Raw genomic sequence first — 13,096 nt, forward strand, 5'->3', positions numbered from 1 at the left:
CCCCTCAGGAGCATCCTTAGGCAAGCACAACCTTGCCTTCGCGACCCACCAGATCATCAACTTCTGCACGAAGCACGGTATTATGCGCATCGACCTTGATAGGCAGTTCCATACGCATCGTCTCACCGCTGCCCATTTCCACACGCAGCTCCACGTGATCCAAACCGTGATATCGGTCAAAAATACCCGAAAGCTGATCAACAAATACACGTGAGAGACGACGAGCTGGCATAAGAACCTCAAGCACGGCAGGTTTATTGGTCTTCTCATTGAGCAACATGGGTTCTACCTGAATGGCAATCAGCTGCAGACCACGGTCCCCGCGCTCAAGCCTTCCCTGAATGCGAACAAACACATCGTCCACAGCGCCACCAGTATGTTCGTCGACTTCGCCCATCAATACCGACGCACACTTTTCATAGACCTTCGGGAAAGTTACGACAGTAACTTCGCCCTCCATATCCTCAAGGGTGACAATAGCCATGGGATCACCCTTTTTGGTGGAGCGCTTCTGAACAGATGAGACCATGCCCGCAATCCAAATAGGCTCGCCTTCCGGCACTCTATAACGAGAAGTAGCAGCACCTGTTGCAGGGTCGATTACCTCATCAGAAAGTTCAAGCTCACCCAAGCTGTAATCGCGCGCCTTGGTAAGGGCATATTCGTAGGGGCGCAGTGGATGGTCGGATACATAAATTCCGAGAACGTCCTTTTCGAGCGCCAACTTCATGTGTCGATCCCACTCCACACCATCTGGTTCTGGCACATCGGTATCAAAGCCCGAGCCCGCCACATCACCAAACATGTCAAACAGCGAGCTCTGACCAGCAGCCTTATCACGCTGGCGCTTTGCGGCAGTCTCAATAATGTTCTCGGGGTTGTCCTTGTCGATAAAATGCATGCACTGCATGCGGGTATACCCCGTCGAATCAAAGGCTCCTGCTTTGATAAGTGCTTCTACTACACGGCGATTAGCTTGAGAAGCATCGACTCGCTCGACAAAATCATGGAGGTTCTTGAAGGGTCCACCCTCTTCACGCTCAGCAATAATGGCGTCAGAAACACCTTCACCCACGCCGCGAATGCCTGCAAAGCCAAAGCGAATACCATCCTTGGTTGCCGTAAAGTCGCGGCCAGACTCGTTAATGTCAGGGGGCAAAATATCAATGCCTTCATGGCGACAGGCATTGACATAGTGAACGATTTTATCGGTCTTACCCATGTAGGACGTAAGCACCGAGGCCATATATTCGCGAGGATAATACGCTTTAAGCCATGCCGTCTGCATAACGAGAATGGCGTATCCTGCCGAGTGGCTCTTGTTAAATGCGTAGGATGCAAACTCGAGAACGTCATCCCAAATGCGCTGTGCTGTTTCACGCTCATAGCCATTTGCCACAGCACCATTCATCCAGTGGTCATAAGTGGTTTCGTCTTTACCGTCATCCCAGTGGAAGATCGTGGAGGTGAGAAGTTTAATCTTCTTCTTCGCCACCGGCTTACGAATACGTGAGTCCGATTCACCTGCAGAAAAACCACTCATGCGCACCGAGATCTGCATAACCTGCTCTTGGTACACAATCGTGCCGTAGGTTTCGTCCAGAATCTCGGAGAGACGATCGTCGTAAAACACAATCGGCTCTTTGCCGTTCATACGGTTGATATAGCTGGTAACCATACCAGCGCCCAAAGGACCAGGACGATAAAGAGCAATAAGAGCTACTACCTGACGGTATTCTTTTGGCTGCATGCTCTTAATAGTTGCCGTCATACCGCCTGACTCGATTTGGAATACGCCGGCAGTATGGCCGCGACCCATAAGCTCAAAAATCTTCGGGTCGTCAAATGGAATCTTATCGACATCAATATCTATTGACGTAGCACCTGGCCGCAAGGTTGCGCGCACAGCTTCGGGAGCTGCAGCAACATCGGCGGGCGTCGCATAATTCTCTCGAATGTTGCGCAGTGCTTTGGAAATAACGGTAAGGGTACGCAGACCCAAGAAGTCCATTTTAAGAAGGCCCATGTCAGCAACGGAATGGCCTTCATATTGGGTAATTTCTACGCCACCTTTGGTGTCGAGCTTAGTGGGCACATGGTCGTTAACGGGTGTGGGTGTAATAAGAACGGCGCACGCATGCACGCCCTCACCGCGTGTAAGACCTTCGATGGAAAGCGCTGCATCGATAATGCGACGATGGTCAGGCTCTTTTTCGTAGGTCTCCGCAAACTCCGGGCTGAACATATCTTCTTTGCCCGGCGTTTTATGCAGGGTTGGCCCAAGCGCAGCTTTTGGATCGTTGGAAACCATCTTAGAAAGGCGCTGGCCCATGTACACGGGATATCCCAGTACACGCGCGGCATCGTTGATGGCCTGCTTTGCCTTGATAGTGGAGTAGGTAATGACGTGGCAAACGCGCTCGGGGCCATACAGCTCGCGCACGTGCTGCACAACCTCGAGACGACGTTCATCGTCGAAGTCCATATCGATATCGGGCATCTCGGAACGCTGCGGAGACAAGAAACGTTCGAACATCAGACCGTTTTCAAGTGGGTCAAACGTCGTAATGTTCATCGCATATGCAACGATAGCGCCAGCAGCCGAACCACGGCCCGGTCCTACACCAATGCCGTTATCTTTTGCCCACTGTACATATTCCTGAACGATGAGGAAGTAATCGGCAAAGCCCTTCTCGCAGATAACTTTGTATTCATACTCAAAACGCTCAGAAACGTTGACACCACCGATAGTGCGCTCTCGCCAGTCGGGCCCATAGCGACGCGCAAGGCCCTTTTCGCACTCCTTGCGGAAGCGCATTTCAGAGGTTTCCCCCTCGTCAAGCAACGGGAATTTGGGCAAGTACATCTGAGACCAGTCGAGCTCAAACTCGCACTTTTTAGCAATCTCAAGCGTGTTGTCGCATGCCTCAGGACACCAATCAAACAGCTCACGCATTTCAGCTTCGGTTTTCATGTAGAACTCCGAGCCTGTCATACGTTTGCGATTCTCATCATCAATGTGTGAGGCCGTACCAATACAGCTCACCAAGTCCTGAGTAGCAGCATCTTCACGTGTGAGATAGTGAATATCGTTGGTTGCCACCACTTTGATTCCGAGTTTGCTGGCAAGCTTTACCAAATACTCAGAGAGCGAACGATCACTCCAACCGTTCCACTCAGGCGGCTGCAGGCCGTGATCCTGAATCTCGATATAGAAATCGTCCCCAAAAATCTCTTGGAAGGTACGAGCCCATTTCTCAGCTTCTTCGGGATTGCCATTGCGGATGTTCCACGGAATAATGCCCTGAACACATGCACTCTGGCAGATAAGACCCTCATGATACTCACGCAGCATGTCGAGCGTGGTACGCGGACGATAGTAAAACTCTTCGTTTGCAGCCTTCGACATCATCTTCATGAGATTGACGTAGCCCGTCTCATTCTTGGCAAGCAAAATGAGATGGAACCTCAGCTGCGGAGATTTCTTTTCGTGGTATTCATCCGTAATGAAGTAGGTCTCGCAGCCGAAAATTGGTTTAATCAATGGCTCTGGACGGCACGCATCCACATCACTCAGATCGTGATTTTGGTTCCATGCGGCAACATCGCGTTCCCATTGCGCATGTGCGCGATCATGAATTGGAGCATCCTCAGCATCAGGAGATGGCTCCTCAAGCTCCCAGCCCTTCTGAAAACACTCACGATCGTGTCGCCACTGCTTTGCATCGGCAGCGCCATCGTTGTATTTGCGACATTCGAGGTCGAAGTTAGGAATGCCAAACAAATAGCCATGATCGGTAAGTGCAATGGCTGGCATGTTCTCATCAACAGCGCGTTTGACCATATCAGGAATACGCGTTGCCGCATCGAGTACCGAGAAATCCGAGTGGTTATGTAGATGTACGAAGGCCATACGATAAATCTCCGTTACCTCGTAGAACAGTTCTTAAAACCATACGATGCTATCGTTTGAGGATAGCCGAAGGCTCATGCGTCAAACGAATATCGAACAACGAGTGGCTGGGTAGCGTCAAGTTCATCCGCACGTTCCACACACACAAACGCTGCCTCCACATGGCTATAGCCCTTTTGCAAGAGCACCTGTGCATAAAACTCCGCCTGCATAGCATGGCGTTTTTGCACCTCAGAGGTGGTAAGACCAGCATCGCCTGTCTTGTAGTCAACCACCAAAGCGCAAGAAGTATCCGGATTTGTACAAAGCAGGTCGATTGCTCCTTCAAGATACTTACCATAGGGAGACGACACGCGTAAGAAGAAAGGAACTTCTGCGCGCACATGCGGCCATGACAGAGCTTCTGCCCTCAAAGAAGAGCTCTCCCAGCGCTGTAAAGCTGCCCGTAGGCGCTCTGCTGCTCGCTTAGAAAGATTCCATCTACGAATCTGCGAGGCAATGCGCTTCTCGTTAACGTGCCCACCGCTTTCCACCATAGCTTGAGCCAGCTCATGAAAGGCAGATCCCAAGTTAGTTGCACGATCTTCATCAGCAGCTTCGGCAGCATCCATATCATCGGGACGCTGACTGCTCTGTGCAGCAGACCTGGAACTTATCGGTTGGGGTTCAAGTGCAGCGTGCACACTTGAGTAACTGAAAACACCTTCTCGCATACGCCATGGATGAGCAGGCTGTAGCGGCATATCCATCTCATATAGGGCACACGAAAGAGCTGTCTTGTTATTGTCCTGAACCGAGGAGTCCATGCGAACAATTGCCTCAATGTCTTCGGGTAGTGTTCCATCAAGCTCAGCAAAACTATCTGCTGAATCTGCCACGAGATGTGTATCACCCTTTGGACCCTCTGAACGAACTACCACACACCGCAAGCGTGCCGGTTCGCTACCACCATACGCAACTTTACGCACACCAGGCTGTTCTTCCCACTGGCCATCACATAAGGCATCGAGAACATCCGATGCGAGAGGCAAAGAAACCCCTCGAGAACTTGAAGCACCCGCAACACCTAAGACCAGCGCTTCTCGGGCACGGGTGAGGGCAACATATAAAAGACGTGCACTTTCCTGTGCCTCGCCCTCTTTGTCGTCATTCTGGGCAGCCAGATATTTCACCGTAAGCGCTAAGGCAAGTGACCGATCGGCGCTTTCTTCAAATGCCGCAGGGTCTATCTCAAGCTTGGAGGAAAGCTCGCGCGGACGCAGAATAAATTCATGCGATTGGTTATCAAAAGCTATCTGACGTTCTGGTCGAGGAGCACCCCAACATTCCGACACCGCACAGACATTAAATTCCAAACCTTTGGAAGCGTGAATCGTCATAACGCGCACCGTGCCAGCGCCCTCTCCCCCTTCATCACCCGCCAAAGAAGCAGGGGGAACCTTGGTTGCCTCGAGCCACCGATCAAATTCTGTGGCAGCCCGAGCAGGTCCTAAGCCCATCTCAAGCGTGAGGTCACGCACGTATCGAATAGCAGCTAATACATTTGCCGCGCGCGCCCTCCCTTCAGTTCCAGCAGCCTCCAAACGAGAAAGCCAGCCAGAATTGAGCACAATATCTAAGAGCACATCGGCAACCGAGCGTGAGCGAACATCTTGCAATGCCTGAGTGAGAACTTCATGTGCTCGCACAAGACGCTTGGATGGCGTGTGATTATGGAAGAAACTCATCTCTTCCATACCGCGGTCGATAGGCCGTTTAGCAGGTGTATCAACCGTATCTTGTTCCTTGGTTCCCAACTCACAAAAGTCCTCTGCATCAAGACAAAAGACTTCACTTGCAAGTGAAGGAAAAAGACCTGACTGTGTATCAGAAGGATTTGCAAGTGCATGCAGCAGTGCTTGTATAACCTTTACTTCAGGAGCGCGCGTAAAGGTAGAACCACCAGTTACCACACACTCCATACCACGTGAACGGATGGCATCGATATAGAGATCTGCGTTGGTGGTAACGCCGAGCAAAAGCGCCATGTTTCCTGGCCGTTCACCCGCATCGCGCAACTTCGCAAGAGCGTCGGCTATTTGAGCTGCTAATACTGCTGTTTGCTGACGACGAGGCAAGCCAGATACCCCTGGACCACCACATACTTCTACTTGAATACGCGGCAGCGATGGCGCGCGGTATGCATCTTTACGAGCTGGATTGGCATCGAGATGCATGAACCCCTCAAGCAAAGGATTGGTTTTGCCACCGCAGACCCGCTCAACAAAAGCCAACACATCGGCATGACTTCGGTAGTTCACATCCAGACGAACATGCCCTTCTTCATGAATCTGCCTGCCATGAGAGCGAAACACCTCGACATCCGCACCGCGAAAACGATAGATTGACTGCTGTGCGTCACCTACGGTACAAAGATGAGCAGCATCTTTACCCGCAAGCAGAGAGATAAGCCCCAGCTGCATCTCGTCGGTATCCTGAAACTCATCGACCATCACAAGACGAAAACGCCCTGCAAGCGCCTGCTGAATATCGCTATTTTCTCGAACCGCTTTATATGCCAGACGCACCAAGTCATTATTGTCGAGCCAGCCGCCAGCATGTTTGAGCTCTTTGTAACGTCTATCAAGATGCCGCGCAAGCTCAAGAACGGCATTACCAAAAGGAGCAGCTTGCGCAAACGAAGCTTCTGCACAGACAAGAGCAAGGCTCTGTTTTGCCGCACGCACCTGTTCTTTTATAGCCCCCGCCGCATTGGGAAGCTTTAGAGAGGTTAGTACATCGAGAAGATCTTGGGGATTATGCACAAAGGCACGGATATTGTTTTTGACACTTCGCACAACTTCAAGGGCCGGCACTACTTTGGCAGACGCTGCCTGGGTGAGCTTTTGTGCTCCAAGCTCTTCCATGCAAAACCCAAGGTCGTGAATGCATTCAAGCAGCACCGATTCATGAGCCTGGGCAGGAGTGACGTCGGCCAAACCCTCTGGAAGCGTATCGGCAATATGCACCAGTTTTTGAGCAAGGCCCATAGCTCCGCTATAGGAACCGCCTTGCATACGAATACCGAGCTCAAACTCGTCAAAGAGTGGACGGAACGACGGATCGGTACGAACCTCACGCATGACCTCATCAAGAGCCTGATCAAACAAAGCCTCTTGTCTATGAGAAGAAAGCACTTCAAATTGAGGATCAAGGTCAAGGGAGAGCGCATACCGCATTAAAATGCGGCGGCACATGGCATGAATAGTCGAGATCCAAGCATCATCAACGGAAAGTGCAGCTTCATACATTCCGACCCGGCGCAGCGTAGAGCGAACACGCTCTTTAATTTCACGCGCTGCTGCCTCAGTAAAGGTAATGACAAGCACTTGATCGAGACTATCTAAATAAGGCTTTCCATCAGGACCCGATCCAGGGGCAAGCGCCCAAGCGATTCTCTGGGTGAGCGTAAAGGTTTTTCCAGATCCAGCGCCTGCCTCTACAAACAGAGGCTTATCAAGTGTTTGTGCAATACGCCGCTGAGCATCGTTCATACTCGAAAGATCAATAGTGGCAGCCATCAAGAAAGCCTCCTTTCGCAGTTAAGAACAGGACAGAACTGACAAGCTGCAGCATCCAGTGGTGCAGCTTCAATATCTCCAGCAAGCAAACGCTCTATCTTGGCTGCAATGGCTTCTTCACAGGCATCGAGAAGAGCTTCGAATCCACAGGTATCCATCTGTCCAAAAGAGTTGGCACGCGGGACAGCAACATGTTCCGTACGTGAACGACTGAGTTGATTATCACCAAACACGCGCTCGATGAGGTTCTCGTCCACAGCACCTGCAAGGGCATGGGTGCCTTTTGTACAAAGATAGAGTGCACCGCGCACGTTAAGATCTGGAAACGCACGTCGTATTACCTGTGCATACATGAGCGCCTGAACACGTCGCGGAAGCGTAAATATCTCTTGGGCGCCCGAGCTAAACACGTCGTGCTCAGCATTAAAGCGGTTGGGAGCCTTATGTTTATAGTCGATTACCATTGCCTGTCCATGGCAATCGATATCGATGCGGTCCACCGTACCAATAATACGAACACCCGCATAGCTCACTTCATTTTCGCCTCGACCAAACCCCCACTCAAAATAGCGAGGTTCAAAACCTTCAAACAACCCTGCCTCATACTTCAGCAGCGAAGTTAAATCACGTCGAAGCGCCTCTATGCGACCCTGCTCTTCTGCAGTATGCGCTACGAGCGCCTGACGAAGCGGATGACGCCCACGCTCCAAGAGATACTGATGATCCAGATGTGCAGTAAACACACGAGAGAGAATTGTCTGAGCCTGCTCGACCGTTTCCTCATCACTCAATGCAGAGCCAGGAAATCTCAGCTCTGGGTTAGTTTGGGCTTGCTCGATAAGGGCAGAGACAAGCTCGGTGTAGTTGTCACGATGAGCTATATCTGCATCAAAAAACGCAGCTTCCGCTAGCTGATCAAGGCTCTTCTCTCCTCTTGCTTGTTCTACTGCACGGGCAAGAAGCTCGCGATGCGTTACCTCCAAAACCCGGTGGGCGAACGTGCCTATTTCGGCCCCGGTAAAGCCTGCATCGCTATCGCGCAGCCTCAACCGACGCAAGCTAAACCATTTATAAGGACATTCAAGATAGGTTTCTATCTGAGAGGCCGATAAAACAGGGGTGCTCTCAGTCGATCCTTCAGGTGGTGGAGACACACACAGACGCTCTTCCGCCTCCAGCTGTCCTGCCGGAGCAACATGTTCTGTTGCTACAACGCTCGGCTGTTTTCCTGTCTTATAAGCATTCTCAGCAAGTGATATTTCGGAGCGAACCTGGATATTCTCAGCACCAAATACCTGCATCAATTCCTCTGGCTGCGCGCTTGTCTCAACACCATAGCAAGCAAGAAGCTCTCCCAAAAGAACTGATGGATAGCACTCCCGGCCATCTGCCGAGAAGAGCTTGCGCTCCCAAACAAAGGTAGAGCGTGGAACTGCAATAAGCGACGCAAACCGAGCACGTGCTCCGTCCAACGTGTTTGAGGACACATCAACGCCGTATAACTTGGCAAGCTCTGTTTGTTCATTCTCAGGCGTAGTTACCGGTTGCTCCGTCGAAGTCTGACCAAGCAAAACCAAAGCATCCACTGATGCTGGCGCAAGTCGAGCTGCCTCCTCTGGCCTCATTATCCGGACGACCGCAGCAGCTTTCTCATTGGTAAACGCAAGACGCAGCGGGATACGCACATATTGCAAAACCTGGAGAGCATCTTCAACCAAAACCACTAAATCCGATGCGGAAAACTCATCGGCACAAGCATGGTCGAGCAGCACATCCTGCCAAGCTTTGAGCGAGCGGGCAACAGAAAGCACACTGGTAAGCACTGCTGAAACTTCCGGAGCATGAGGCGACTGGTTAAGCGCTCCCGTTACAAAGGGCGCAAGCAACTTCGAAGCTGCAGATCCAAGTCTTCCACGCAGCAGTTCTCTGGTGGCAGCAGCAGTTTCTCGCGAGGTATCTTTCTCGGACAAGAGCGTATCAAGCACCGCTTGAGGCGTTAGCAATCGATTGGCTCGCCACCGGGTATCTATCCGCCATGCTTGATCCTCAGATACTTGTGAGATGCAACTCATCAGATAGTCAGAGAGATCGCGCGGCGGCCACCAAGACATATCGGCAAGGTGCACGTGTTTCGTGGTGGTGTCCGGCAACTCTTCCGTTGCTGGCCACGTCTTAGCCAGCGCTGCGAGATGAGCAACACCGGTTGCAAATTCAATAAACGCTCTGCCAGCCTCCGTTTGCATAAACGGTTGAGAAAAGCGCGCTTGCACGGCAAGGCCAGCAGTTTGCATGCGTGGAGCTATCGCATTCCAAGCGCCGAGTGGATCCGGTGTAGCCAGAACAATCTCATGGAGTCCCTCACCAACCAGCGAGACCATTTCATGGGTAACAAGTGCGGGTTCAGCGCTTGGCCCTGCTGCCAGCAGCCCCCGAACTGCACCTGTTGGACACAGAGGCACGTCACCAGGTTGATAAAGTCGCTGCAAAAGCTGCGTAAGCTCATCGTGACGCTCTGGAGCTGGAGAGCGCAACTCTGAAACACGCTCTTCAACCGAAACATTAAGCGCTGCTGCCCATTGTTTGAGATCAGCGATAAGTGTACGAACAGCAGCGTATGCCGGCCCATCACCAAGGTGCGCTACAAAAACAACCTCGCCAGTTTGCGCAAGACGACAAAACAGTTCTCGTTCGCCATAAGAGAGCTCTGTAAAGCCCGCACAGACAAGCGTGTCCTTATCGCCAGAATCCGTAGCCAGCACCTCGGGCAAGATGGTCATGAGTTCGCTTGCTTCTATACGGCTATGTTCGGCAAGCATGTGGGCGTAGGTAGCCAACAGGGCAACCGTAGATGCCTCTGCTGGGACAACTCCTCTAGGATTGGAAGTGCCTACAAAGGCAGGTAACCCCTCTCGTGCAAGCTGCACCAAGAGCTCTACCGTCCCTTCAATATGGTCAGACGCCCCTTGTAAAACATTTTTCTTTTTCAGAACAGCACGTATGAGCAACCGCCGCTCTTCTTGGGAGACAACAAAGCGCCCATCTCCCCAAACGCCCCAGCGCTCCTCTGCCCAAGACTGAGGTGTATCAACCCGCACACCCAGATCAAGCTTATCGCTTTCGGCAAGTGCCTGTTGTGCGCTCAGTGCCTGATCAAACGAAGGAACAAGAAGTGTTGCATGGCCTCGAGATGCCAGCTGTTCGTGCAAACAGACTTCAACCTCTGGTCCAACGAGCCGCTCGGTTTGGGTGGTAACAATGGTGAGTGACATGTTCTTCCTTCACTCGGCACTTTTTTACATGGTTGCCTTAGATATGGCATCCTACCGCACGAAGCGGACATTATATTGTTATCGCTATTCAGAGCATGCTTGAGAAGACTGCGTTCTCTCGAGAACCAATCTATATCCACCAACCGACCCATTAAGACATTTAGATACGCGGCTCACGGTAGTTGAAGATGCACCGGTATGTTCTGAAACAGCAAGGTAAGACTCGCCATTATCCAGACGACGTGCCACCTCAAGACGCTGTGCAAAGTCTTCAATTTCTCTCACCGTACAGAGATCCAACAGGAGTGCACGCGTCTCATCGACACTGGAGAGTGAGGTCAACGCCTCGAGGAGCCTCTCCACTTCTGGTGTGGCAAACAGCTCATCGGCGTCCATCGTTTCCTCCCTCTCAAACAAAAACCTCGTGTGCGATAGTACCCCAAGAACTTTACTCCATTAAAGTCAGGAGATACATAAGAGACTTTATTTCGCTCGAAATGGGTACAAACCGACCAACAAAAGCCATTTCAGACTTTGGAGATTCCAATGCGTTTTATCCTCACGTGGCTCACCACTGCAATTGCCGTATCCGTTGCCATTTGGATAGTGCCTGGTATTGGCGTTATTGGCGATATCTATGTTTCAACGCTTTCCACAGCACTTGCACTCGCATTTCTCAATGCTCTTATCAAACCAGTTGTGCAATTTTTTGCGTTGCCTATTACCTGTCTTACCCTCGGGCTTTTTTCCTTGGTGATAAACGCCTCCATGCTCGAGCTTGCAAGCTATCTTTCGCGTGCCATTTTTAACTCGGGCATCTACATTATGTCGTTTGGCTCAGCATTAGTGGGAGCCATCATCATCTCTATTGTTACTGCTCTGCTCGGTATTGTGTTTGATACCTCCGACGAGCAATAACGTGATGGCTCCCCACCAACAGCTAAAACATTAAAACTCAGCGCTACCCACGGTGCGAGGATGCGGCAGTACGTCGCGAATGTTATCCATGCCAGTGAGATACATCACTAAACGCTCAAAGCCCAAGCCGAAGCCAGCGTGCTTGCAGCTACCATAGCGGCGCAGATCGAGGTAAGGCTTGTACTGCTCGGCATCCATGCCAAGTTCGCTCATGCGGCGCTCCAAAACATCCAGACGCTCTTCGCGCTGAGAACCGCCAACAATCTCGCCAACACCCGGAACAAGGCAGTCTGCCGCGGCTACCGTCTTGCCATCATCGTTGAGACGCATATAGAACGCCTTGATCTCAGCCGGATAGTCCGTAACAAATGTCGGGCGACCAAAGTGCTCCTCGGCAAGATAGCGCTCATGCTCCGTCTGCAAGTCGCAGCCCCAAGAAACTGGATATTCGAAGTGATGTCCATCTTCAACGGCCTTCTGGAGAATATCGATAGCCTCGGTATAGCTCACTCGTGCAAAGTCGGACGTAGCGACATGGTTCAGGCGCTCCAAAAGGCCTTTATCAACAAACTTGTTGAAGAACTCCATCTCGTCGGGACAATGCTCCATAACATAAGTAATCACATATTTGAGCATGGCTTCTGCGCAGTCCATATCACCCGCAAGGTCGCAGAATGCCATCTCGGGCTCAACCATCCAAAACTCCGCTGCATGGCGGCGTGTGTTGGAATTTTCTGCGCGGAACGTGGGGCCAAAGGTATAGACATCACCAAACGACATGGCGAAATTCTCTGCCTGAAGCTGGCCGGAAACCGTGAGATAAGCAGGATGTCCGAAGAAGTCTTGGCTCCAATCTACCGCGCCCATATCCGTAAGCGGGGTATTGATAGGATCGAGCGTGGTTACGCGAAACATCTCGCCCGCGCCTTCAGCATCTGAGGTGGTAATAATCGGGGTATTCACATACACAAAGCCGCGCTCTTGGAAAAATGAATGGATAGCAAATGCGGCCACCGAACGCACGCGAAAGACCGCGCGGAACAGATTGGTTCGTGGACGTAAATGCTGCTGAGTGCGAAGGAACTCGCGTGTGGCACGCTTTTTCTGCATGGGGTAATCCGGTGCAGACATGCCTTCGATCACAATTGTTGTTGCCTGCAGCTCAAAGGGCTGGGGACGCTCAGGCGTGAGCACAACGGTACCCTCCACGCGAAGCGAAGCGCCCACACCAGAGGCTGCAACCTCCTCATAGTTGCTCAACTGATCGCGGTTCATAACAACCTGAAGATCTTTAAAGCAGCTACCATCATTTAAGGTAACAAAGCCAAAGTTCTTCATATCGCGGACCGAGCGAACCCAGCCGCAGCAGCTCACAACGGCATCTCCGTATGAAGCAGGATCAGCAAATATCGATGCGATAGTCGTGCGCTCCATAA

Annotated in this window: 6 protein-coding genes; 1 reads left to right on the forward strand and 5 read right to left on the reverse strand. The window is 51.5% G+C overall.

Going from position 1 to position 13,096, the window contains the following annotated elements; all coding sequences use genetic code 11:
• Nucleotides 1-16 precede the first annotated feature (16 nt).
• The 4 genes from dnaE to ACQY6Y_RS00950 form a co-directional block, all read right to left on the reverse strand.
• Complete coding sequence (dnaE, locus tag ACQY6Y_RS00935; protein ID WP_428378429.1) at nt 17-3,913, reverse strand: DNA polymerase III subunit alpha; 3,897 nt, start codon at nt 3,911-3,913, stop codon at nt 17-19.
• 74 nt (nt 3,914-3,987) lie between these two features.
• Complete coding sequence (locus ACQY6Y_RS00940) at nt 3,988-7,473, reverse strand: UvrD-helicase domain-containing protein (RefSeq protein ID WP_428378430.1); 3,486 nt, start codon at nt 7,471-7,473, stop codon at nt 3,988-3,990.
• Nucleotides 7,473-10,742 (reverse strand): PD-(D/E)XK nuclease family protein, encoded by a 3,270-nt coding sequence (locus tag ACQY6Y_RS00945; protein ID WP_428378431.1) that lies wholly within the window; start codon nt 10,740-10,742, stop codon nt 7,473-7,475. Before ACQY6Y_RS00945 ends, ACQY6Y_RS00940 begins: the two co-directional genes overlap by 1 nt.
• Nucleotides 10,743-10,826: 84 nt before the next feature.
• The gene (locus tag ACQY6Y_RS00950) at nt 10,827-11,138 is read right to left on the reverse strand and encodes a YerC/YecD family TrpR-related protein (RefSeq protein WP_428378432.1); all 312 of its coding nucleotides are present in this window, start codon (nt 11,136-11,138) and stop codon (nt 10,827-10,829) included.
• A 150-nt stretch (nt 11,139-11,288) separates the two neighbouring features.
• Here ACQY6Y_RS00950 and ACQY6Y_RS00955 point away from each other — a divergent pair, with 150 nt between their 5' ends.
• The gene (locus ACQY6Y_RS00955; RefSeq protein ID WP_428378433.1) at nt 11,289-11,660 is read left to right on the forward strand and encodes a phage holin family protein; all 372 of its coding nucleotides are present in this window, start codon (nt 11,289-11,291) and stop codon (nt 11,658-11,660) included.
• Nucleotides 11,661-11,690: 30 nt separating this feature from the next.
• Here ACQY6Y_RS00955 and asnS read toward each other — a convergent pair whose 3' ends face one another.
• Nucleotides 11,691-13,094, reverse strand: a complete 1,404-nt coding sequence (gene asnS / locus ACQY6Y_RS00960; RefSeq protein ID WP_428378434.1) for an asparagine--tRNA ligase — start codon at nt 13,092-13,094, stop codon at nt 11,691-11,693.
• Between the last annotated feature and the right edge of the window lie 2 nt (nt 13,095-13,096).

Origin of the sequence: Olsenella sp. Marseille-QA0557 (assembly GCF_965119725.1) — a bacterium.
Taxonomy (GTDB): Bacteria; Actinomycetota; Coriobacteriia; order Coriobacteriales; family Atopobiaceae; genus Coprovicinus; species Coprovicinus avistercoris.

Excerpts from the sequence above, each read along its gene's own strand:
- ACQY6Y_RS00955 (WP_428378433.1), top strand. The coding sequence starts at position 11,289 with ATGCGTTTTATCCTCACGTGGCTCACCACTGCAATTGCCGTATCCGTT.
- ACQY6Y_RS00940 (WP_428378430.1), bottom strand. The coding sequence starts at position 7,473 with ATGGCTGCCACTATTGATCTTTCGAGTATGAACGATGCTCAGCGGCGT.
- ACQY6Y_RS00950 (WP_428378432.1), bottom strand. The coding sequence starts at position 11,138 with ATGGACGCCGATGAGCTGTTTGCCACACCAGAAGTGGAGAGGCTCCTC.
- dnaE (WP_428378429.1), bottom strand. The coding sequence starts at position 3,913 with ATGGCCTTCGTACATCTACATAACCACTCGGATTTCTCGGTACTCGAT.
- ACQY6Y_RS00945 (WP_428378431.1), bottom strand. The coding sequence starts at position 10,742 with ATGTCACTCACCATTGTTACCACCCAAACCGAGCGGCTCGTTGGACCA.
- asnS (WP_428378434.1), bottom strand. The coding sequence starts at position 13,094 with ATGGAGCGCACGACTATCGCATCGATATTTGCTGATCCTGCTTCATAC.